Annotated in this window: 18 protein-coding genes; 10 read left to right on the top strand and 8 right to left on the bottom strand. The window is 65.8% G+C overall.

Going from position 1 to position 21,882, the window contains the following annotated elements:
* Positions 1 to 5: 5 nt before the first annotated feature.
* From B2747_RS17970 to B2747_RS17960, 3 genes are all read left to right on the top strand, one after another.
* Positions 6 to 1,340: a thymidine phosphorylase gene (locus B2747_RS17970; protein WP_291164210.1), complete on the top strand. Its 1,335-nt coding sequence runs from the start codon at positions 6 to 8 to the stop codon at positions 1,338 to 1,340.
* Between the two features lie 109 nt (positions 1,341 to 1,449).
* Positions 1,450 to 1,695 carry a hypothetical protein gene (locus B2747_RS17965; RefSeq protein WP_291164207.1) on the top strand — a complete coding sequence of 82 codons (246 nt, stop codon included), beginning with the start codon at positions 1,450 to 1,452 and terminating at the stop codon, positions 1,693 to 1,695.
* Positions 1,696 to 1,783: 88 nt separating this feature from the next.
* Positions 1,784 to 3,868, top strand: coding sequence for a cation:proton antiporter (locus B2747_RS17960; protein ID WP_291164204.1), 2,085 nt, complete (start codon positions 1,784 to 1,786; stop codon positions 3,866 to 3,868).
* 207 nt (positions 3,869 to 4,075) lie between these two features.
* Here B2747_RS17960 and gyrB read toward each other — a convergent pair whose 3' ends face one another.
* The 4 genes from gyrB to B2747_RS17940 all read right to left on the bottom strand — a co-directional run bounded on the left by gyrB (position 4,076) and on the right by B2747_RS17940 (position 8,612).
* Positions 4,076 to 6,040 carry a DNA topoisomerase (ATP-hydrolyzing) subunit B gene (gyrB, locus tag B2747_RS17955; RefSeq protein ID WP_291164201.1) on the bottom strand — a complete coding sequence of 655 codons (1,965 nt, stop codon included), beginning with the start codon at positions 6,038 to 6,040 and terminating at the stop codon, positions 4,076 to 4,078.
* Between the two features lie 152 nt (positions 6,041 to 6,192).
* The gene (locus B2747_RS17950) at positions 6,193 to 6,504 is read right to left on the bottom strand and encodes a DUF721 domain-containing protein (RefSeq protein WP_291164198.1); all 312 of its coding nucleotides are present in this window, start codon (positions 6,502 to 6,504) and stop codon (positions 6,193 to 6,195) included.
* Positions 6,505 to 6,641: 137 nt separating this feature from the next.
* A complete protein-coding gene (gene recF, locus B2747_RS17945) occupies positions 6,642 to 7,766 on the bottom strand; it encodes a DNA replication/repair protein RecF (RefSeq protein ID WP_291164195.1) in 1,125 nt (374 codons plus the stop codon).
* A 66-nt stretch (positions 7,767 to 7,832) separates the two neighbouring features.
* Entirely contained in the window at positions 7,833 to 8,612 is a 780-nt protein-coding gene (locus B2747_RS17940; protein WP_291164192.1) for an enoyl-CoA hydratase-related protein, read from the bottom strand.
* Positions 8,613 to 8,719: 107 nt separating this feature from the next.
* Between B2747_RS17940 and mtnA the strand changes: the two genes are divergently transcribed.
* From mtnA to B2747_RS17910, 6 genes are all read left to right on the top strand, one after another.
* Entirely contained in the window at positions 8,720 to 9,733 is a 1,014-nt protein-coding gene (gene mtnA / locus B2747_RS17935) for an S-methyl-5-thioribose-1-phosphate isomerase (RefSeq protein ID WP_291164190.1), read from the top strand.
* A 63-nt stretch (positions 9,734 to 9,796) separates the two neighbouring features.
* Positions 9,797 to 11,278, top strand: a complete 1,482-nt coding sequence (gene glpK, locus B2747_RS17930; RefSeq protein WP_291164187.1) for a glycerol kinase GlpK — start codon at positions 9,797 to 9,799, stop codon at positions 11,276 to 11,278.
* Positions 11,279 to 11,369: 91 nt separating this feature from the next.
* Entirely contained in the window at positions 11,370 to 11,825 is a 456-nt protein-coding gene (locus B2747_RS17925; RefSeq protein ID WP_291164184.1) for a cytochrome c maturation protein CcmE, read from the top strand.
* 42 nt (positions 11,826 to 11,867) lie between these two features.
* Entirely contained in the window at positions 11,868 to 13,904 is a 2,037-nt protein-coding gene (locus tag B2747_RS17920) for a heme lyase CcmF/NrfE family subunit (RefSeq protein ID WP_291164181.1), read from the top strand.
* Positions 13,901 to 14,584, top strand: a complete 684-nt coding sequence (locus B2747_RS17915; protein ID WP_291164178.1) for a cytochrome c-type biogenesis protein — start codon at positions 13,901 to 13,903, stop codon at positions 14,582 to 14,584. Before B2747_RS17920 ends, B2747_RS17915 begins: the two co-directional genes overlap by 4 nt.
* Positions 14,584 to 15,144 carry a zinc ribbon domain-containing protein gene (locus B2747_RS17910; protein ID WP_291164175.1) on the top strand — a complete coding sequence of 187 codons (561 nt, stop codon included), beginning with the start codon at positions 14,584 to 14,586 and terminating at the stop codon, positions 15,142 to 15,144. Before B2747_RS17915 ends, B2747_RS17910 begins: the two co-directional genes overlap by 1 nt.
* On the opposite strand, the gene B2747_RS17905 is transcribed toward B2747_RS17910, so the two are convergent.
* The 4 genes from B2747_RS17905 to cutA all read right to left on the bottom strand — a co-directional run bounded on the left by B2747_RS17905 (position 15,124) and on the right by cutA (position 18,805).
* Positions 15,124 to 15,897: a hypothetical protein gene (locus B2747_RS17905; protein WP_291164172.1), complete on the bottom strand. Its 774-nt coding sequence runs from the start codon at positions 15,895 to 15,897 to the stop codon at positions 15,124 to 15,126. The genes B2747_RS17910 and B2747_RS17905 overlap by 21 nt on opposite strands.
* A gap of 32 nt (positions 15,898 to 15,929) precedes the next feature.
* Entirely contained in the window at positions 15,930 to 17,624 is a 1,695-nt protein-coding gene (locus B2747_RS17900) for a putative ABC transporter permease subunit (protein WP_291164169.1), read from the bottom strand.
* Positions 17,617 to 18,372, bottom strand: coding sequence for an ABC transporter ATP-binding protein (locus tag B2747_RS17895; protein WP_291164166.1), 756 nt, complete (start codon positions 18,370 to 18,372; stop codon positions 17,617 to 17,619). Before B2747_RS17895 ends, B2747_RS17900 begins: the two co-directional genes overlap by 8 nt.
* A gap of 97 nt (positions 18,373 to 18,469) precedes the next feature.
* Positions 18,470 to 18,805, bottom strand: coding sequence for a divalent-cation tolerance protein CutA (gene cutA, locus B2747_RS17890; RefSeq protein ID WP_291164163.1), 336 nt, complete (start codon positions 18,803 to 18,805; stop codon positions 18,470 to 18,472).
* A gap of 79 nt (positions 18,806 to 18,884) precedes the next feature.
* Here cutA and uvrA point away from each other — a divergent pair, with 79 nt between their 5' ends.
* Entirely contained in the window at positions 18,885 to 21,839 is a 2,955-nt protein-coding gene (gene uvrA / locus B2747_RS17885) for an excinuclease ABC subunit UvrA (RefSeq protein WP_291164160.1), read from the top strand.
* Positions 21,840 to 21,882: the final 43 nt, after the last annotated feature.

The following is a 21,882-nucleotide window of genomic DNA, read 5'->3' as shown; positions in this document are numbered from 1 at the left end:
GACGTATGGAAGCGCGTGCACTGATCGAACGGAAGCGTGATGGCGGACGCATTGCGCCCGCCGAGTGGCGGCTGCTCATGCAGCAGTACGCTGCGGGAGCGGTGCCTGACTACCAGATGGCGGCCCTCGCCATGGCCATATTCTTCGTTGGTCTCGACCGCGAAGAACTTGGGGGCCTGACCGACGCCATGCTGCAAAGCGGTGCCACGCTCGACCTCGACCACCTGCGTGGCGGCCGCGTGGACAAGCACTCCACCGGTGGTGTGGGGGACAAAGTATCCCTCGTCCTGGCCCCCCTCGTGGCCGCCTGTGGTGTGAACGTGCCCATGATGTCCGGGCGCGGGCTCGGTCACACAGGAGGTACCCTCGACAAGCTCGAGTCGATCCCCGGTTTTCGCACCGACCTGACGCTGGCGGCCGCCACCCGTCAGCTCGAGACCCTCGGCTGCGCTCTGATTGGACAAACGCGCGAGATCGCACCGGCCGACCGCAAGCTCTATGCGCTGCGCGACGCCACCAGCACCGTCGAGAGCATTCCCCTCATTGCCGCCAGCATCATGTCCAAGAAGCTGGCCGAGGGCCTGACCGGCCTGGTGCTCGACGTGAAGCGCGGCTCGGGTGCCTTTCTTCCGGAGCTTGATCGCGGACTCGAGCTCGCGCAGACCATGGTCTCGCTTGGGGCCGATCACGGCTGCCCGGTGGTGGCGCTCCTCACGGCCATGGACCGCCCGTTGGGCCGCGCCTGTGGCAATGCGCTCGAGGTGGAGGAGTCCATCATGGCGCTGCGCGGAGAAGGCCCGCCGGATCTGATGGCGGTGACCTATGCCCTGGGCGCTGAAATGCTGCTGCTGGGTGGCGCCGCCGCCGATCGTGATGAGGCCCGTCGCCGCATGGAGGTGGCCATTTCCAGCGGCAAGGCCGCTGAGCGCTTTCAGCAGATCATCGAGGCACAGGGTGGCAACCCGGCCGTGGTGGACGACCCGTCCATTCTGCCGCAGGCGGCCGAAGTGGAGCTGTTCGTGGCCACCCGTGCCGGTGTGGTGGCACAGGTCGAACCGCGCGCGGTGGGGCGGGGCATCACCGCCTTGGGCGGCGGCCGGACGCGGGTGGAAGACCAGGTCGACGCTTCCGTGGGCTTTGTCATCACGGCCCGGCCAGGGGACGTGGTGCGGGCGGGCGAGCCACTGGCCACGATCTTTGCGGCCGACGCGACAGGCATCCAGCGGGGGCGCGAGGCGCTTGCCGGCGCCATTCGGGTGGCCGACGACGCGGAGCCGCCTCTGCCGCTCATTTCCCACCGCGTCACTGAGGCCGGCGTGCAGCTCTGGGAACTGGACTAGCTACCGGCAGCCGGCCTCACCCCTTACCTTTGGCAGGTCAGCGATTGCCAGCAGTCCGGCACGTCGCGAGTTCTTCACTGGCGCTCTCAGCGCCCATGCCTGTCGCGCGATGCTCTCTCCGTCCACGAATCGCCTGCTCAGCCTGGTGGCGGCCGCTGCCGTGCTGCCGTTGCTCGGTCTGTACGGTCTGGTCATGTACATCGCCACGCCGAGCCCCACGGGCGGCATGGAGCCCACGGTCACCACGGTGTGCTACATCGCCTTCACGGTGCTGTTTGCCGCGCTCATCACGGTCGCGCTCAATTTCTCGCGCCAGCTGAGTCGCCAGGCCAAGGGTGAGTATCAGACGCCCTGAGTGTCGCGGCGGTGGGTGATTGATCCTGACCCGGTCGTCGTGCTGACGACCGGGTCTTTGTTTTTCTTGACGGACTTCCCGAGGGGCCATGCCCGACGCGCACGCGTTTCTCACCAACCTCGCGCTCATTCTGTGCGTGGCGGCGGTTACCACGTTCGTGTTCCAGCGCATCCGGCAGCCGGTCGTCTTCGGCTACCTCCTGGCTGGCATGATTGTCGGACCGCATCTGCCCATCCCCTTGAACGTGGATGTGCAAATGGTGAGCGCGCTGTCCGAACTGGGCGTCATCCTGCTCATGTTCGGTCTCGGGCTCGAATTCAGTCTGCGCCGACTCGCCCAGGTAGGGGCCACGTCTGGGTTTGTCGCCCTCATCGACTGCAGTGCCATGGCGCTGTTCGGTTTTGGTGCGGCACAACTCCTCGGCTGGACTCTGCTTGAAAGCATCTATGCCGGCGCCATCGTGGCCATTTCGTCCACGACCATCATTGTGAAGGCTTTTGCCGAGCAGGGTGTAAAGGGGCGGTTTGTCGATCTCGTCTTCGGCATTCTCATCTTTGAAGACCTCATTTGCATTCTGCTGATTGCCGCGCTCACCACGATGTCGGCCAGTGGCGGCGTGAGTGCGGGGTCGCTGTTGGTCACCGCCGGGAGGCTTGGCGCGTTCCTGGTGGGCCTGGTGGGTGTTGGTCTGCTGGTGGTGCCGAGACTGGTGCGACATGTCATCAAGCTTGATCGCGCGGAAACGACGCTGGTGGTGAGCCTGGGCATCTGCTTTGCCGCCGCGTTGTTGGCTCTCAACTTCGGCTACTCGGTGGCGCTGGGCGCGTTCATCGCGGGCTCGCTGGTTGCCGAGTCGGGTGAATCGCACAAGGTGGAGCATGCGATCGCCGGTGTGCGTGACATGTTCGCGGCGGTGTTCTTCGTGTCGGTGGGCATGATGATCGATCCGCGTCTCATCGCGGAGAACTGGGTGGCCGTGGTGCTGTTCACGGTGGTGGTCATGAGCGGCAAGCTGCTGGCCGTGACCGTAGGGGCATTTCTCAGCGGCAATGATGCGCGCACGGCCACCAAGGCCGGCATGAGCCTCACACAGATCGGCGAGTTTTCGTTCATCATCGCCGGTGTGGGGTTGGCCAACGGCGCGACGCGGGATTTTGTGTATCCGGTTGCGGTGGCCGTGTCGGCGATCACCACGCTCACCACGCCGCTGTTCATTCGCGCGGCTGACCCCGTGTCGGCGTGGGTGGACCGGCACCTGCCGCGTCCGCTGCAGACGTTCGTGAGCCTCTATGGTACCTGGATCGAGCGGCTTCGTCGCACGCCGGTCGAGCGCAATACGCAGTTGCTCGTCAAGCGCAAAGTGCGCTGGCTCGTACTCGATGCGGCGCTGCTGGCTGGTGTGATCATCGGTACCGCTGTGGAGCGGGAGGTGCTGTCTGTCCGCCTGGTCAGCGGAGTAGGTCTTACGCCAACCGCTGCTGATGTGGTGGTCCTGGCGGGTGCCGCACTGGTGGCGGTGCCGTTGTTTGTGGGCATCGTGCGCATGGCGCGCACGCTCGGCATGCTGTTGGCCGCGCGCGCCCTCCCGCGCGAAGACGAAAAGCGACTCGACTACGCAGCCGCGCCGCGGCGTGCATTGGTCGCGACCCTGCAATTGGCCATCGTCTCGCTGGTGGGTGTGCCGTTGCTGGCCGTCACGGCACCGTTCGTGCCCTTTGGTCGAGCACCGCTGCTGCTGGGCCTCGTGCTGACCTGGTTCATTGTGGCCTTCTGGCGCAGCACCACCGAACTGCAGGGACACACGCAGGCGGGTGCGCAAATCATTCTGGCGGCACTGGGTCGGCAGATGGCGCCGGATACGACTCCCGCCGTGGAATCCCCACCACCACTCGACCGTCTGTACAAAGTGGTGCCCGGCCTTGGCGATCCAGTGCCCGTACGGGTTCCAATGGACAGCCCCGCGGCCGGTCGCTCACTCGCGGACTTGCAGTTGCGTTCGTCCACTGGCGCGGTGGTGCTCGCCATCACCCGCGGTGGCGACCAGGTGCTGCTCCCTGTTGGCCGTGACGTGCTGCAGGTCGGGGATATTCTGGCGCTGGCGGGGACCAGTGAGGCCATCGCGGAGGCGAGGCGTTTGCTGCAGGTGGGGGAAGAGTCTCGCCCACTGTCCTAGATCACAGAGCCAGGACGTTCACGCCGCGCTTGAATCAGCGCATGCGACCCACGCGGTCTTTCCGCGCGATGCGCGATTCAGCGATCCGTTTCGCTGAGTGTGACATCCGGGGGGCATGAGACAAAGCGGCCCCGGTGCATTCACCGGGGCCGCTTTGTCTTGCCATGTCACGCCACACGGCATTCGCGCCGTGAGGCGTGGCCTCTCTCAGATGTCGAGATTGCTCACGAAGCGCGCGTTGGTTTCGATGAACAGACGACGCGGCTCGACGTCGTCACCCATCAGGGTCTGGAAGGTCTGGTCGGCAACCACCGCGTCGTCCATCGTGACGCGGAACATGGTGCGGGTTTCCGGATCCATGGTGGTCTTCCAGAGCTGCTCGGGGTTCATTTCACCGAGACCCTTGTAGCGCTGCACCATGATGTTGCCGCGCCCTTCCGGTCCGCCAAGCCGCTCGGCATAGGCGTCGCGCTCCTTTTCGGAGTAGGCGTAGAACTCTTCCTTGCCCTTGGCCACGCGATAGAGCGGCGGCTGGGCGATGTACATGAAGCCCGCATCGATGAGCTCGGGCATCTGACGGAAGAAGAACGTGAGCAGCAGCGTGCGGATGTGCGCGCCGTCCACGTCGGCGTCCGTCATGATGATGATCTTGTGGTACCGGGCCTTGGAGAGATCGAACTCCTCCTTGATGCCGGTGCCGATGGCCGTGATGATGGTGCGGATTTCCTCGTTGGAGAGCACCTTGTCAAAGCGCGCCTTCTCCACATTGATGATCTTGCCGCGCAGCGGCAGAATGGCCTGGAAATCACGCTTGCGGCCCTGCTTGGCGGAACCACCGGCGGAGTCACCCTCAACCAGATAGATCTCGCACAGCGTGGGGTCCGAGAGAGAGCAGTCGGCCAACTTGCCGGGCAACGCCGCCACATCGAGCGCGCTCTTCTTGCGTGTGAGATCGCGCGCCTTGCGCGCAGCCTCGCGGGCCCGCGCCGCCGAGATGGCCTTGTCGATGATGGCGTTGGCCGTCTTCGGGTGCTCCTCGAGGTACTGCGAGAGCAGCTCGTTGATGACGCTGCGCACCGCGCCTTCGGCCTCGGAGTTGCCCAGCTTGGTCTTGGTCTGCCCTTCGAACTGCGGCTCGCGCACCTTCACCGAGAGTACGGCGGTGAGGCCTTCGCGCACGTCATCGCCGGACAGGCGGATTTCCTTGTCCTTCTTGTTGAGGTTGCTCGACTTCTCGATGTACTTGTTGATGACCGAGGTGAGCGCGCTCTTGAAGCCCGTGAGGTGCGTGCCGCCCTCATGGGTGTTGATGTTGTTGACGAAGGAAAAGACGTTGTCGGCGTAGGAGTCGTTGTACTGCATGGCCATCTCGATGCCGATGCCGTCGCGGCTTGTATCGAGATACACCACATCCTGATGCAGCGGCTTCTTGCTGCCGATGAGGAAGGTGACCATCTCCTTGAGGCCGCCGCGCGCGTAGAACACTTCCTCGCGCGGCTGCCCGTCGCGGAATTCTTCCGGGCGCTCATCGCGGAGCGTGATCTGAATGCCCTTGTTGAGATACGACAATTCACGCAGGCGGCTGGCCAGTGTGGCCCATTCGTAGCGCGTCGTCTCCTGGAAGATCGTCGCGTCGGGCTTGAACCACACCTTGGTGCCGGTTTCCTTGGCCGGCACGTTGCGCAGCACCTTGAGCTTCGTGGTGGTGGTGCCACGGGCAAAGTCCATGTAGTGCTCCTTGCCCTGCTGCTTCACCCACACCTTGAGGCTGTCGGAGAGCGCATTCACCACCGACACGCCGACGCCGTGCAGACCACCGGACACCGCGTAGGCGTCTTTCTCGAACTTGCCGCCGGCGTGCAGCACGGTGAGCGCGATCTCCACACCGGGCAACTTCTCCACTGGATGCACATCCACGGGAATGCCACGGCCGTCATCCTCGACGGAAATGGAATTGTCCTCATGGATGGTGACGTGCACGCGCGTGGCGTGTCCCGCCATGGCTTCGTCGATGGAGTTGTCCACCACCTCGTAGACGAGGTGGTGCAGACCGCGCGCCGACGTGGAGCCGATGTACATGCCCGGGCGCTTGCGGACCGCTTCGAGTCCCTTGAGTACGGTGATACTACCTGCGCTGTATTCCTTCTCGGACTCGCTGCTGCTGTTGGCCATTGCTGGTTGCTGCCGGAGGGGAGATCGTCCGGGCGAAAACTGGCCCGGAAACACAACCCCGAAATATACCCGATCGGGAGGGCGGAAGCAACCGCGCGCAATTCGCGCAAGTTGTTGTTTTTCAATAGCTTGCGCTGGCGGCCCGAAGCGGGTCAGCGGCGCAGCATCCAGCGCAGCCGGGTAATTGGCGGCCGTGCCGGATCGCCGTTCAGCGACCCCAGCAACTCGGGCTCCAGCAGGGTCAGTTCCTGCATCCACGCATGGGTGCGCACCGCCACGCACAGCGTGCCATCCTGCTGCAGCAACAGCGGCTCGGTGACCTCGGCAATCTGCGGTCCCACCAGCCGCGGCCATTCGGGAATGACCGCCGCCTGCGCCACACGACCCGACAGCCCCGCGTGCTCGAGCACGGAGGCCACGACGTCACCGAGTTTGGCGGGGGAGCGTTTGCGGGGATCTGACATTGCTGAAGCGTACCGACTCGCAACACAAAACTTCAACTCAGAGCTCAAAGCTCACCGAACTACGCAGCGTCGGCGAGTTCGGTCAGCTGTGAGGTTTGAGTCAAAGTGTTGAGTTCAGGGTTGCCGCCCACCGCCTGCTACCCCAGCACCCCACCCCGCATCACGCGCCGCTCGAGCCGCGTGTAGGCCGGCGGGATATCCTCCTCGCGCGGCACGGCCAAGAGCACCTGCGCGGCGCCAGCGGCTTCGAGCAGGTCCAGCACCCGCGCCGCGCGACCCAGATCCAGTTCCGCAAAGGGGTCATCGAGCAGCAGCAAGGGCGCGTGACCCAAGGCCCGCGTCAAGACCGCCAGTTCGAGCAATCGAAGGGCAATGGCTGCGCTGCGCTGCTGACCGGCTGAACCAAAGGTGCGCAGATCGCGCCCTCCGAGTTGCAGGACCAGATCATCGCGATGTGGACCCACCAGCGTGGTGCCGCGACGCAACTCGTTGCCACGCTGCGCCGCCATCGCGGCCAGGAGTGCCTGCTGCTGTGCGGCATGGTCGCCTGGCGCGCCGGCATCACTGCTCACGCTCTGGTAGCGCAGGTGGGCGAGGTCCCGCTCACCGATTTGCGCGCACAACGCCGCATACCCCTCGGCGTGCTCCGCAACAAAGCGTTGCCGGGCCGCGATCACCACGCCACCCGACTCCGCCAGCGCGGGCTCCCATACACTCACCCGCTCGTCAGCCGGCGCATGGCGCGTGCCCGAGAGCTGCAAGGCACGCAAGGTGGCGTTGCGGCGCAGCAGCGCGGCGCGGTACTGCTGCAGCGCCTGCAGGTACGCCGGTGACGACAGCGCCAGCATGACATCGAGGTAGTGCCGCCGTTCACCCGGACCGCCCGCGACGAGAGAAACGTCAGCCGGCGAAAACTCCACGGAGGGCAGAGCGCCAAGCGCCTGGGTGAGGCGTGTCTGTTCCACGCCATCGAGTGTGGCGCGCTTGCGCTTGCTGGCCCGCTCAAAGCCCACACCCACCGTATGACAGCGGGCAGGCGCCGAGAGCGTTGCGCGCACATGGAAGGCCGGCGCGCCAAAGCGCACGACGTCGACATCGCGCGCGCCGCGAAACGAACGCAGCAGCGCGAGGTAGGCGACGGCCTCGAGCAGGTTGGTCTTGCCCTGGCCGTTCTCGCCCACCACCACGAGCCCGGCGGCCGGAACCGTCAGGTCAAGCGAGGCAAGATTGCGATAGTCGCGAAGCGCGAGATGTGCGAGCATGTAGCCGCAGCACGCCGATAGCTGCGGAGCCGGCACGACACACACCGGCCCCGCAGCAACCGACGATCAGGCGCCCGTGAAGTTGGGTGCGCGCTTCTCGAGAAACGCGCGCATGCCCTCGCGCATGTCAGCCGTGGCAGACAGCAGGCCGAAGAAATCACTTTCGATGGTGCAGCCCTGCACCAGATCCGTGTCCTGCCCGCGGTTCACGGCTTCAATGCATCCGGCCAGAGCCAACGGCGCGTTGGCCACCATGCTGCCCATGACGGCACGGGCCGTGTCCATGAGCGCCTCGGGAGCGACCACCTGATCGACCAGGCCAAGACGGTGCGCTTCGGCCGCGTCAATCATGTCGCCGGTGAGCAGCAGCTTGAGGGCCGCGCCGCGACCCACGAGCCGCGGCAGGCGCTGCGTGCCACCGTACCCGGGCACGATACCCAACTTGACCTCGGGCTGACCCAGCTTGGCCTTTTCGCTCGCCAGGCGCACATGACAGGCCATGGCCAGCTCACACCCACCGCCCAGCGCAAAGCCATTGATCACGGCCATGGTGGGCTTGGGGCTGGTTTCGAAGCGGCGGAAAATGGCCTGGCCCACCCGGGCCCGACGCTGACCATCGAGCGGCGACTGGCTTTCCAGCTCGGAAATGTCAGCGCCGGCAATGAAGGCCCGGCCGGCGCCGGTCAGGAGCACGCCGGCCACGTCGTCTCGCTGAATGGCCTCGTCGATGGCCGCTCCCAACTCCGCAATCGTCGCGTCGTTGAGCGCGTTGAGCTTGTCAGGGCGATTGACCGTGATGGTGGCGATGCGGTCGGCCACGTCGAACTGCAGAAACTGGTAGGACATATCCGGGGCGGTTGGAGGTCGGGCCGGAAATCTAAACGGGGGGCCAGAGGCAGGCGTGATCATACTGTTACGTCGGGTTTGCACGGGTGCCGTTGTAGTTTGCTTTCGTGCAACCACCACGCGCCGTCGGCTGGTCTCCGGACCGCCAAGCTCTTCGCATCATCGACCAGCGTTTGCTGCCCGGCATCGAGCAGCAGTGCGATCTCGTCTCGCTGGATGAGGTCATTGACGCCATTCGCACGCTCGCGGTGCGAGGCGCACCGGCCATCGGCGTGGCCGCTGCCATCGGGCTCAGCGTCGCGCTGCGCAACGCGAGTGGCGGTGATGGCGCACGGGCCCGGCATCTCCTGACCGAATATGCGCCGCGACTCGCCTCGGCCCGGCCCACGGCGGTCAATCTGGCCTGGGCCGTTGAGCGCATGCAGCGGGTCACCGAGGCGGTGCGCAACGACGAGCTGCTTGCCGTGCTCGCAGACGAAGCCGAAGCCATCCGGGCAGAAGACGCGGCGATGTGCGAACGCATCGGCATGCATGGCCTGTCCATCATTCCGGATGGTGCCCGCGTGCTCACCCACTGCAATGCGGGGGCGTTGGCCACGGCCGGCATTGGTACGGCGCTGGCACCGCTGTACACCGCGCATGCCCGCGGTCGCGCGCTCACCGTGTATGCCGACGAAACCCGACCGCTCAGGCAAGGCGCCCGACTCACGGCCTGGGAACTCGCACGCGCCGGCATCAACGTCAGTGTGCTGCCCGATGGCGCCGCGGCCTCGCTCATTGCGCAGGGCCTCGTGGACCTCGTGATCGTGGGCGCCGACCGCATCACGGCCAACGGCGATGTGGCCAACAAGATCGGCACCTATGGCGTGGCGCTGGCGGCGCAGGCGCACGGCGTGCCTTTTTATGTGGCCGCGCCGTGGAGTACCATCGATGGGGCCACGCCCACCGGCACGCATATCGTCATCGAACATCGGCAGGCCGACGAACTCGGCGACTTGCCGGCGTCGGTGCCGGCGTGGAACCCGGCCTTCGATGTTACCCCCCGTGCGTTCGTCACTGCCTACCTCACCGATCGCGGGTTCGTGGAGCCGCCCTTCGCCGTCGACGACGAGTCGCCCTGATCGTCGCCAGGCCGCGGTGTCTGCCGCAACGCGAAACCGTTCGCCGTCTTCCGGAGACACTGCATGACCTGTGTGCTGGCCATCGACCAGGGGACTACTGGGACCACCTGTCTCATGATTGCGCACGACGGGCAGGTGCGCGCTCGCGCCTACCGGGAAATCACGCAGCACTTTCCGGCGCCCGGTTGGGTGGAGCACGACCCGCACGAGATTCTCGAGAAGACACTGAGCGCGGCGCGCGAGGCCATCGCGGCGGCTGGTGAGACGCCGGCGGCGGTGGGCATCACCAATCAGCGCGAGACCATCGTCCTGTGGGAGCGTGCCACCGGACGGGCGGTGCATCGCGCGATCGTGTGGCAGGACAGACGAACCGCGGAGCGCTGTGCCGCCCTCGCGCCGCAGGCCAGCATGATTGCCGAGCGGACGGGGCTCGTCACCGATCCGTACTTCAGTGCCACCAAGCTCGAGTGGTTGCTCGCGCAGCATGATCACGCGGCGCGCGCTGCACGTGGCGAGTTGGCGGCGGGCACCATCGACAGTTGGCTGGTGTGGCACCTCACGGGTGGGGCGGCGCATGTCACCGACCACACGAATGCCTCGCGGACCATGCTGTACGATCTGGGCACGCGCACATGGTCGCCGGAGTTGTGCGCGCTGTTTGGCGTGCCCATGGAGGTGCTACCACGCATCGTGCCGTCGAGTGGTGAAGTGGGGCACAGCACCATGGCCACGCTGGGGGCGGTGGTGCCCATTGCAGGCATTGCCGGTGATCAGCAATCGGCCCTGTTTGGTCAGGGGGGGTGGGCACCCGGCGACGGCAAGAACACCTATGGCACGGGCGCCTTCCTGCTGCTCAACACCGGGGCGCACCGGCCGGCACCCGGCTCCGGTTTGCTCACGACCATTGCCTGCGACGCCACGGGTCAACCGGTCTTTGCGCTCGAGGCCAGCATCTTCGTGGCTGGCGCGGCGGTGCAGTGGCTGCGAGATGGCCTCGGCGTGATTGCTTCCAGCAAGGACACCGAGGCCATGGCGCGGTCGCTGCCATCCAATGAGGGGGTGTACTTCGTGCCGGCCCTGGTGGGGCTGGGCGCGCCGGACTGGGAGCCCAACGCGCGCGGCACGATCGTGGGACTGACGCGGGGCACGACGGCGGCGCATTTCGCGCGGGCCGCGCTCGAGGCCATGGCCTATGCCACGCGTGACGTGCTGGGCGACATGCGCACGCAGGGGCAGGTGCCCTTCGACCGGCTGCGTGTGGACGGTGGCGCCACGGGCAACGATTGGCTCATGCAGTTCCAGGCCGACGTGCTGCATGTGCCGGTGGAGCGGCCGGATCTGGTGGAGACCACGGCGTTGGGTGCGGCCGGGCTCGCGGGTCTGGCGACCGGTGTCTGGCGGGATGCGAGCGAGTTTCTGGCCGGTCGGCGCTTCGATCGCTTTGAGCCGTCGGCCGAAGGGGCTGAGGCGGCGTCCACTGCCTACGCCGGCTGGAGACGCGCGGTCCGGACCACACTGGCCTGGGCACGTGACCGGGAGCAATAGCGCCCCAGAATCCGTTCAGCACTGACGGGAAGGGGACCTTCGGGGCTATCTTGCAGGTATCCTCACCGGACCCTCACAGGGCGGCGGCATCATGAAAGCTCGCAACAAGTTCCTGCTCGGCGGCGTGCTGGTCCTCGGCACCGCCAGCTACCTGATGGCCAGCTCGATCGACGAGACGGCCACCTATTACCTCACGCCCACTGAACTGGCGGCCAAGGTGGCCGACAGCCCGCGCTTCCAGAAGAATGGCGTGAAGGTGGGCGCACGGGTGGAAGCCGGGTCGATTGACCGCGATCCGAGCGGTCGGGAACTCACGTTCCGCATGACCGACGGCACGCAGACCTACAAGGTGCACTATCGCGGCGTCGCTCCTGACACGTTCACCGATGGCGTGGACGTGGTGGTCGAGGGTCGGCTGGATGCCAGTGGCACCTTCCAGGCCACAACGCTGTTGGCCAAGTGCGCGTCCCGTTATGAGAATGCCCCGGGCCAGCCCGGCCAGTATCCGGCCGGCGCCCAGCATCCCGCCTCGGTCCCCAAGGCGTAACTCCATCGTCGACCGCGCCACATCCGTGGCACGAGGCCTCAGATGATTCTCGTTGGTGAACTGTCACTCTGGGTGGCCCTGCTCATGGCCGCCTGGACGACTACCGTGTCGTTCTCTGGCGGGCTTCAGGGCCGCGCCGACCTGGTGAAGAGCGGTGAGCGTGCCATGTACGCCACCTTCTTCTTCACTCTCCTCGCCTCGATCGGCCTCTGGGTGGCGTTGTTCACCCACGATTTCTCGATCAAGTTCGTCGCCTCGTATACCAGCGCGAATCTGCCGAAGGTTTACACCTTCACGGCGTTCTGGGCCGGTCAGGCCGGGTCGATGCTGTTCTGGGTGCTCATCCTCACCCTGTACTCGGCTATCGCGGTGTTTGCCAACCGGCAGAGCAACCGCGGCATGATGCCGTATGTGACAGGGACGCTGGGTGTGGTGTCGTTGTTCTTCCTCATGACGACGGCATTCGGCGCCAATCCCTACGAGCGTCTCGACTGGGTGCCCATCGACGGCCGCGGCATGAACCCGCAGCTGCAGAATCCGGGCATGGCCGCGCATCCGCCCATGCTGTACCTCGGCTACATCGCCACGTCGGTGCCGTTTGCCTTTGCCGTGGGCGCGCTCATTACGCGCCAGCTTGATGCGCAGTGGTTGGGTGCCGTGCGTCGCTGGGCACTGGTGAGCTGGTTCTTCCTGACCATCGGTATTGTGCTGGGCATGTGGTGGGCCTATGTGGAATTGGGCTGGTCGGGCTACTGGGCCTGGGATGCCGTGGAGAACTCCTCCTTCCTGCCGTGGCTCACGGTGACGGCTTTCCTGCACAGCATCATGATCCAGGAAAAGCGCGGCATGCTGCGCAAGTGGAACGTGACGCTGGTGGTGCTGTCCTTCCTGCTCACCATCCTTGGCACCTTCATCACGCGCTCGGGCATCATCGAGAGCGTGCATGCCTTCGCGCAGTCCAACGTGGGCAACTGGTTCCTGGGCTTCCTCATTGCGGCCACGGCGCTCACGGCCTGGCTGGTGAGCACGCGGCTCAACGACCTGCAGGCCAAGGCCGAACTGGAAAGCATGGTGAGCCGCGAGGCCGCCTTCCTGTACAACAATCTGGTGCTCATCGGCATCTGCTTCGCCACGCTCTGGGGCACCATCTTCCCCATTCTCAGCGAGTGGGTGAAGGGCGACAAGATCACGGTGGGTCCGCCGTTCTTCAATTCGGTGAACGCGCCCCTCGGGTTGCTGCTGCTGGCGCTCACCGGTATCGGACCGCTGATCGCGTGGCGCAAGGCGTCGGTCAGCAATCTGCAGCGGCAGTTCACCTGGCCGGTGATCGCCGGCGTGGCCACATTGGTGGCGCTGCTCGCGCTCGGCATGCGCGACCCCTACGCGCTGGTGTCCTATCTGCTGGCCGGTTTTGTCATCGGCACCATTGTGCAGGAGTTCGCCAAGGGCATCGGCGCCCGCCGCCGCATGTATGACGAAGGGCTTGCCGTGGCGTCGGTGCGTCTGGTGGCGCGCAATCGCCGTCGCTACGGCGGTTACATCGTGCACTTCGGTGTGGTGCTGCTGTTCTGCGCCTTTGCGGGTCTCATGTTCAAGACCGACGTAACGGCCCTGCTCAAGACCGGCGAGACGGTCACGGCCAAGGACCCGTACGGCCACGAGTGGACGTTCACCAGCCAGGGCCTCTCGAGCTTCGAACAGCTCAATCGCCGCGTGCTGTCGGTTACCTTCGACGTCACCAAGGACGGCAAGCCCATGGGCCTGCTTTCCAGTGAAAAGCGCCAGCATGTGAATACGCAGGGTGAGCCCACGTTCGAGCCGTCGACCGAAGTGGGTATCCTCGAGTCCATGCAACAGGATGTGTATCTCGTGTTCACGGGCGCGGCCGATCGCGAAACGGCGGCGGTGCACATCCACTTCAACCCGCTGGTGTGGTGGGTGTGGTTCGGCGGCATCATCATGGCCTTTGGTGGCCTCATCGTGATGTGGCCGCAGGCGCAGCGTGCCGAACGTGAGAGCGGCTACGTGGCGCAAATCCCGATGGGGCGTGACACCGAAGTGGCGGGAGCGGGCGCGTGAGGCGTTTGTCGTCTTTTCGCAGCACGCGCCGGGATTTCCTGTTTCGCACCGGCGTGACCGTGGTTGGCGTGGCGGGCATGGCCTGGCCCGCTACGGCGCAGGACGCGGCGGCACCGGCGCAGCCTGAGGCGAGCACCGGCACCGTGACCATGTCGGCCGACTCGTACAAGCCGGTGTCGCGTCCGCCCAAGCCGGGCGCCAAGCCCACCATGGACGCCAGGCAGGTTGAGGCCTTCGAGCGCAACCTGGCCTGCCCCTGTCCCTGCACGCTCGACATCTACACCTGCCGCACCACGGACTTTCAGTGTGGTATCTCGCCTGCCGTGCATGGTGACATCCAGCGTCTCGTGGACGGTGGATACACGGCAGACGAGATCATGGAAGCCCTCATCGGTACCTACGGGGACTTCATTCTGAATTCACCGCGCAAGCAGGGCTTCAATCTGCTGGCGTGGTTTGCGCCCTTTGCCGGACTGGCGCTCGGCGCCGTCGGGATTGGCGTGTTGCTGCGCAGCTGGCGCCTCAACGCCCGCCGCGCGGCAGAGGCGCGGGCGGCACGCGACCTGGTATCAGCCTCGGCAACCGCGTCTTCGTCCTCCGCGAACGACGCGCTGTCAGACCTCGATGCCACACCCGATGAACTCGCCCGCTTGCAGGCCGCACTCAAGGACGACCGCTGATGGCCATTCCTGAAGGCGCGATGCCGCTCGTCGTGGGGACCCTGCTCGCACTCGGCGCCTTGACCGTGGTGTTGGCTCCCCTCCTTGCCGGCACCATCATTACGCCGGCTCGAGACGGCAAGTCTGCGCTCGATGACGATGATCGTCCGTCCACGGCCGTCGATGCGCTGCGCGAGATCGAGTTTGATCGTGAGACAGGCAAGCTCAGCGACGGTGACTACGCCGATCTGAAGGCGCGCTATACCAAGGCCGCGCTCGAGGAGCTGCGGGCTGCTGATCGCGGATCAGCGGCCACGCTGGTCATGTCGTCCGCTGCCGCAGATGCTGCCGCAGATGCGGCCGCAGACGAAGCCGCGGATCCCGTGGAAGCCGCCATTGCGAAGGCGCGGGGGCGCCAGCAATCCTGCGCCAGTTGCGGACCGCGTCCTGAACCGGACGCGTTGTACTGCTCTGGTTGCGGTGGGTATCTGCCTGGAGCCTGTGGGACCTGCGGCACGAGCATCAACGTCGCCGGCTCCCGCTTCTGCAGCGGCTGCGGTTCACAGCTGGCTGCGGCCTGACGTTTTCGGTTTGCGCGGCACACGGCCCACCTTGGTGGGCCGTTTTGCTTTCTGCAGCAATTCGCTGCTCGCGCAACCTCGGCGCACCGGGCACACCGGACACTGCGGCGCGCGCGCGCTGCACACGAGGGCGCCCAACTCCATCAGGGCCTGGTTGTGCGTCCAGGTGAGCGCACCCGTTCGCGGCAGCAACTGTTGTGCAATGCTCCAGAGTCGACGAAGGCCCGCACCAGACTTGAGCGGAAGCTCCGGCGCGAAGTAGCGCTGCAGCACACGGGCCACGTTCGTGTCCACCAGCGCCGCGCGCTTTTCGTAGGCAAATGACGCCACGGCGCCCGCCGTGTAGGCGCCAATGCCCGGTAGTGCACGCAGGGCCTCGGGTTCGGAAGGAATTACGCCGTCACGATTGCCGTGCACTTCGCGGGCCAGCGCGTGCAGGTTGCGCGCACGGGCGTAGTAGCCCAGTCCCGACCACGCGTCCAATACACGTTGAGGACGGGCCGCGGCCAGTGCATCCAGTGTCGGAAAACGATCGAGGAATCGCGCATAGAAGTCGAGCACACGCGAGACCTGCGTCTGCTGCAGCATCAGTTCGGAAATCAGGATCCGATAGGGATCCCGCGTCCGGCGCCAGGGCAGATCACGCGCATTGGCGCGATACCAGCGATGCAGACGCCGTCGAAAGCTGGAGGCGGCGGCCGAGTCCACCACGGGCTCGGGCAGGGCTTTGGCGGAAGAAGCACGACGGGCCATGGCGCCAAACGTAGTGGAGCCGCCGCGCCGCGTCAGGCCCGCTCGAGTTGCTCCAGACGCTGCCGAGCCAGACTCAGTGGCAGCACGGTGAGTGTCACGCAGATGGTGAGCGCCACCGCAAAGGGCCAGAGGAGATCGAGGGCAGACTTGTCCCAGCCGTAGTGCGAGGCCACCACCCAGCGGGCCGCCGGACGTCCCGCGAGGTAGGCCACGAGGCCAATGACACCCACCGACGAGAGCATGAACAGCAGGCCGCCAAAGGACGTCGGAATCTGCGCCGCGTTCTCACTGTCGAAGCGCGGATAGAAGGTGCCAAAGCCAAGCGCCATGGCGGTGAGCGGAAACACCAGGGCGGCAATGGCCAGCAGGGACACCATGTGCACAAACGGCATGACGCCGAGCAGCATGTTGGTGGCACCCACCAGGACCAGCGCGAGTGTGAACAACGGCACGGCGCCCACCCAGAACTTGGCCCAGAGCAGATCGCGCATGGGCAGTGGACTCGAACGCAGCAGCCACAGCGCTCGCCCTTCGAGACTCACGCTGGGAAACACGAAGCGCGCGGCAATGCTGGCCAATACGAAGCCCGCCAGCGCGAGATTGAGAAATGGCACGATGTTGCGCAGCAGGGTGGACACACCCGGTCCGTTGAGCGGCAAATAGCGGACGTTGGCCACGTACACCACCAGCAACACGGCCAATAGCACCAGCTGCGACCACTGGGTGCTGTCGCGTGAGAACACACGCAGTTCCTTGAGCACCAGTTCACGGCGCACTGGTCCAAGCAGCAGCAGGGCGCGATCAAACCAACCGCGCGCCGGCTTCTGATGGCGCTGCCGGTTGGCGCCTTCCTGCGCCATGCTGTACGCCCGGCGCCAGCCTCGCGAATAGGCCAGGTGACCAGCCGCGACCAACGCCAGCGCCACGCCCCACAGCTGCAGCAATGGCTGCCAGGCCGCCTTGCCATTCAGGAACCGCACAATGCCCGTGGCCGCCCACTCGCTCGGCATCCACGGCGATGACGGTGTGTCGAGCGCGGCGACGAACTGCATGAAATTGGCAAAGCCTTCGGGGCGCGCGAGCTGCTCGGGCCGCGCGGCGCGGAAAACGAGAACCAGCCCCGCCACGGCCAGCGCCGTGATGACGCTGAGCAGGTCGCGGGTGCGTCGCGCCGGAAACACGTTCACCAGCAGCAGGGTGAACGCTGACCCAAGTGCAGCCGGAATGAGCAGGTAGGGCAGCATGACGGCCAGGGCAAACGGCACGAAGCCCACACCGCCGCCATACGCGACGCCATACGCGGAAATGACAGGCACCAGCAGAAGCACGACCATCCAGCTCGAGTGCAGCGCGGTTTCGGCCAGTCTCGCGCGGTAGAGCGCACCCGGTGTGACGGGCGAAGCCGCCAGTTGATCCAGATCGCGAGCCAGAAAGAAGCTCGACAGGGCGCCAATGGTGTTGGACAGCAGCAGAATGGAAACGAACGACAGCAGAATGAGCGCCAGCAACTTCGCGGCCAGCAGGGTGCCGATGTCTTCGGCGCTGCGGAAATAGCGGAGCAGGCGCAGCGACACGAAGAAGGCCACGCTCCAGAAGCCGAGGCCGAGGGCGCCCACCACCAGTGTACGCCGGATGTCACCCTGTTCGTGCGTGCGCAAGCGATGCCGCGCCATCTGCCACTTGGGGCGCAGCAGATCCAGCGCGCCCACGCCAACCGGCTCAGGCATCGAGCACCTCGACCAGCTCGCGTGCCACGCGGTCGCCCGTAAGGCGGAGGAAGATGTCCTCGAGGGCATCGTCGCGTCCGGAAGTCGCGCGCAGCTCGTCCATCGTGCCGCAGGCCACCAGTTCGCCGCGCTGCATGATGCCGATGCGATCGCACATGCCTTCGGCCACTTCGAGCGTGTGCGTGCTCATCATCACCGTGTGCCCACGGCGGGTGTATTCGCGAAAGAGATCCTTGAGGATGCGCGACGACTTGGGATCGAGCCCCACCATCGGTTCGTCCACAACGATCACCTGCGGCCGATGCACAAAGGCGCTCGCAATGATGAGCTTCTGCCGCATGCCATGGCTGTAGCTCTCCACCAGCTCATCACGCCACGGCTCAAGGTCGAACAGGGCCAGCAATTCCTGGCCACGCTTGTCCACCTCGGGGCCCGTTTCCCCATAGAGCCCGGCGCTGAAGCGCAGGAACTCGAGGCCCGTGAGTTTCTCGTAGATGAACGGGCGATCGGGAATGAAGCCCAGCGCACGCTTGGCCTTCAGCGGGTCGCGCAGCAGATCGTGGCCGGCTATGCGTATCTGCCCGGCCGTCGGCTGCAGAATGCCCGCGATCATGCGCATGGAGGTGGTCTTGCCGGCCCCATTGGGACCGAGGAAGCCGAACAGTTCGCCGGCCGGGACCACGAGGTCGAGGGAGCGCACGGCGGTGAAGGTGCCGTAGCGCTTGGAGAGCGACTGGATCTCGATCATACCCGCGGGACGACCCAACCCGCAGCTCCGCCACCACGCGTCCCGGCACTGAAACGGACCGGGACAGGACCGTGATGCCTATGGCAAAGGCCCGTGTTCAGTCGGGCCGGGTCCCGTCGACGATCCACTGCCCGTAGGCGCTGGAGGCCTGCTCCACAGAAAGCACCAGCCACTCCGGCACCTGATACGGGTGTTGGGCGCGCACGGCGGTCTCCAACGCCTCCAGGCGGTCCCGTGTGGTCTTGAGTGTCACCGGCAGCTCCTCTGCGCGTTCAACCTGCCCCTCCCAGCGATAAACGGAGCGAACCGCCTGCCCCACGGTCCCGCAGGCAATGAGGCGCTCGGCGAGCAGAGACGTCAGGAACGCCTCGGCATCGTGGGTGGTTGGCAGAGTGGTGAGGACCACCACGGGCTGGTGGGACAACTGAGACATACCCGACCTCCGAAAGAACGCTGGAATGTGACCGCGCGGGGTTGTCTGGTCCGCCCGGACGCCGCAGCTTCCTATGCTTATGGCCAAACCGAAGATATCCCGAGAGTCGGCGAGCGCCGCCCGCCGGCCGGCCCCCGCATCACCCGTCGCGTCATCCGACCAGCACGCCGCTGATGCCGATACGCTGCGGGTTCGTGGCGCCCGCGAACACAATCTGCGCAACATCAGCGTCACCATTCCGCGCGACAAGCTCACGGTGGTGACGGGGCTCTCGGGTTCGGGCAAGTCCTCGCTGGCCTTCGACACGATTTACGCCGAAGGGCAGCGTCGCTATGTGGAGTCGCTGTCGGCGTACGCGCGGCAATTTCTCGGGCTCATGGAGAAGCCCGATGTCGACTCCATCGAGGGACTCTCGCCGGCCATCTCCATCGAGCAGAAAACCGCAGGCCACAATCCGCGCTCCACGGTGGGCACGGTCACCGAGATCTACGACTATCTGCGTCTGCTGTATGCGCGCGCCGGCACGCCGCATTGCCCCAATTGCGGGCGCGCGGTGCAGCGGCAGAGCCCCGCGCAGATTGCCGAGCAGGTGCTGGCCTGGCCCGACGGCACCCGCCTCGAGATTCGCGCGCCGCTGGTGCAGGAGCGCAAGGGCGAATTCCGCGAGCTTTTCGAGAACGCACGCAAGCAGGGCTTCGTGCGCGCCGTGGTGGATGGCGAGCTCATTGAACTCGCGGATCCGCCCAAGCTGAACAAGCGACTCAATCACTCCATCTCGGTGGTGGTCGATCGTCTGGTCGTGCGCACGGAAGACCGTGGACGCATCACCGACTCGGTGGAAACGGCGCTGCGTTTGGCCGAAGGCCTGGTGGAAGTGCTGCGCTACGATGGTGCCACGCCCACGACCGAAATGTTCTCGGAGCGATATGGCTGCCCCAACTGCGGCATCTCCATGCCGGAGCTCGAGCCACGACACTTCTCGTTCAATTCGCCGTTTGGCGCCTGCGAGACCTGCAGTGGTCTGGGCACCACGCGCAGCGTGAGTGAAGACCTCGTGCTCGGTGATCCGTCCATCTCCATCCTCGAGGGCGTGGTACTGCCCTGGGGTGAGCCGGACGGCTATCTGCGCAAAGTCATTCTGCCTGGCCTCGCCAAGCAGATCGGGTTCGATCTCAACAGCCCCTGGGGCAAACTCACCGCCAGCGTGCGGCAGCAGCTGCTGCATGGCGTAGTCGGCGTGGCCCCGGGCGCGCGTCGCGGCGTACGCAAGGCGGTCAAGACCGCGTCCAAGAGCGCCAAGTCCACGGAAGGCACCTGGGAAGGCATCGTTACGCATGTGCAGCGGCGCTACGACGAAACCAGTTCGGATGCCGTGAGGCTCGAACTCGAACAGTACATGGTGGCCGCACCGTGCCCGTCCTGCGAAGGCCGGCGACTGCGTCCCGAGTCGCTCGCCGTCACCGTGCACGGCGAAAACCTTGGCGCCGTGGTGGAACGCAGCGTGGGTGAGGCGCTCACGTTCTTCGACAGCGTGCCGGTGCGTCGCCCGGGACATCCGGGACTCGATCCCGGCATTGCCGGTCCCATTCTGAAGGAAGTGCGCGAGCGTCTGCGCTTTCTCGTGGACGTGGGGCTCGACTACCTCACGCTCAATCGCAGCGCGGAGTCGCTGTCGGGGGGCGAAGCCCAGCGCATTCGCCTGGCCACGCAGATCGGTTCGCGGCTCGTGGGCGTGCTGTACATCCTCGACGAGCCCAGCATCGGGCTGCATCAGCGCGACAACGGCCGACTGCTCACCACGCTCAAGCAACTGCGCGATCTGGGCAACACGGTCATCGTGGTGGAGCACGACGAAGAAACCATTCGCGAGGCGGACCACGTCATCGACCTCGGGCCCGGAGCCGGCAAGCATGGCGGGGCCGTCATTGCCGAGGGCACCATCGAGGACATCCTCGCCAACCCCGCGTCCATCACGGGTGGCTACCTGAGCGGGGCACGGCGCATTGAGGTGCCGGCCAAGCGTCGCGCACGCAATGCGGACCGCGTGCTCACGGTGCACGGCGCGCGCGAACACAATCTCAAGGACGTCACGGCCGAGTTCCCGCTCGGGCTCTTTGTGGCCGTCACCGGTGTGTCGGGGAGCGGCAAGTCCACGCTCATCACCGACATTCTGCAGAAGTCACTGTCACGACATTTCTTCCGCGCGCGCGTCATTCCGGGTGCGCATTCGCGCATCACCGGACTCGATCATCTCGACAAGATCATCGATATCGACCAGAGTCCCATTGGGCGCACGCCGCGCTCCAATCCCGCCACCTATACGGGCATCTTCACGCCGGTGCGCGAGTTGTTTGCCGAACTGCCCGAAGCCAAAATCCGCGGCTACGGACCGGGGCGCTTCTCGTTCAACGTGAAGGGCGGACGCTGCGAAGCCTGTCAGGGCGACGGGCTCGTGAAGATCGAGATGCACTTCCTGCCCGACGTGTTTGTGCCCTGCGATGTATGCAAGGGCAAGCGGTTCAATCGCGAAACGCTCGAAGTGCGCTTCCGTGGTTTGAGCATCGCCGAGGTGCTCGATCTCACGGTGGAGGACGCCTGCGGGGTGTTCGAGAATCAGCCGCGCATCGTGCAGAAGCTCGAAACCCTGCGCGACGTGGGCCTCGGCTACATCCACCTCGGCCAGAGTGCCACCACGCTGTCGGGGGGTGAGGCGCAGCGCGTCAAGCTCGCCACCGAGTTGTCCAAGCGCGACACGGGGCGCACGCTGTACATCCTCGATGAGCCCACCACCGGTCTGCACTTCGAGGACGTGCGCGTCTTGCTCGACGTCCTGCACAAACTCGTCGATCGAGGCAACACCGTTCTTGTCATCGAGCACAACCTCGATGTCATCAAGACGGCGGACTGGATCGTGGACATGGGTCCCGAGGGCGGTGTGCGTGGCGGCACCATTGTCGCGCAGGGCACGCCGGAGCAGGTGGTGAAAGTGCGGGAAAGCCACACGGGACAGTACCTCAAGCCATTGCTCCGCTGAGCCCCGCGGGGGTAGGCTTCAGGGACCACCCTGTACCCCTCAC

It is taken from the genome of Gemmatimonas sp. UBA7669 (assembly GCF_002483225.1).
Lineage (GTDB): Bacteria > Gemmatimonadota > Gemmatimonadetes > Gemmatimonadales > Gemmatimonadaceae > Gemmatimonas.
Note: the sequence above shows the minus strand (reverse complement) of the source record. Positions and strands in the feature narration are given on the sequence as shown.

Coding starts and splice junctions, on each gene's coding strand:
- B2747_RS17970 (WP_291164210.1), top strand. CDS start 6: ATGGAAGCGCGTGCACTGATCGAACGGAAGCGTGATGGCGGACGCATT.
- B2747_RS17965 (WP_291164207.1), top strand. CDS start 1,450: ATGCTCTCTCCGTCCACGAATCGCCTGCTCAGCCTGGTGGCGGCCGCT.
- B2747_RS17960 (WP_291164204.1), top strand. CDS start 1,784: ATGCCCGACGCGCACGCGTTTCTCACCAACCTCGCGCTCATTCTGTGC.
- gyrB (WP_291164201.1), bottom strand. CDS start 6,040: ATGGCCAACAGCAGCAGCGAGTCCGAGAAGGAATACAGCGCAGGTAGT.
- B2747_RS17950 (WP_291164198.1), bottom strand. CDS start 6,504: ATGTCAGATCCCCGCAAACGCTCCCCCGCCAAACTCGGTGACGTCGTG.
- recF (WP_291164195.1), bottom strand. CDS start 7,766: ATGCTCGCACATCTCGCGCTTCGCGACTATCGCAATCTTGCCTCGCTT.
- B2747_RS17940 (WP_291164192.1), bottom strand. CDS start 8,612: ATGTCCTACCAGTTTCTGCAGTTCGACGTGGCCGACCGCATCGCCACC.
- glpK (WP_291164187.1), top strand. CDS start 9,797: ATGACCTGTGTGCTGGCCATCGACCAGGGGACTACTGGGACCACCTGT.
- B2747_RS17925 (WP_291164184.1), top strand. CDS start 11,370: ATGAAAGCTCGCAACAAGTTCCTGCTCGGCGGCGTGCTGGTCCTCGGC.
- B2747_RS17920 (WP_291164181.1), top strand. CDS start 11,868: ATGATTCTCGTTGGTGAACTGTCACTCTGGGTGGCCCTGCTCATGGCC.
- B2747_RS17910 (WP_291164175.1), top strand. CDS start 14,584: ATGGCCATTCCTGAAGGCGCGATGCCGCTCGTCGTGGGGACCCTGCTC.
- B2747_RS17905 (WP_291164172.1), bottom strand. CDS start 15,897: ATGGCCCGTCGTGCTTCTTCCGCCAAAGCCCTGCCCGAGCCCGTGGTG.
- B2747_RS17900 (WP_291164169.1), bottom strand. CDS start 17,624: ATGCCTGAGCCGGTTGGCGTGGGCGCGCTGGATCTGCTGCGCCCCAAG.
- B2747_RS17895 (WP_291164166.1), bottom strand. CDS start 18,372: ATGATCGAGATCCAGTCGCTCTCCAAGCGCTACGGCACCTTCACCGCC.
- cutA (WP_291164163.1), bottom strand. CDS start 18,805: ATGTCTCAGTTGTCCCACCAGCCCGTGGTGGTCCTCACCACTCTGCCA.
- uvrA (WP_291164160.1), top strand. CDS start 18,885: ATGGCCAAACCGAAGATATCCCGAGAGTCGGCGAGCGCCGCCCGCCGG.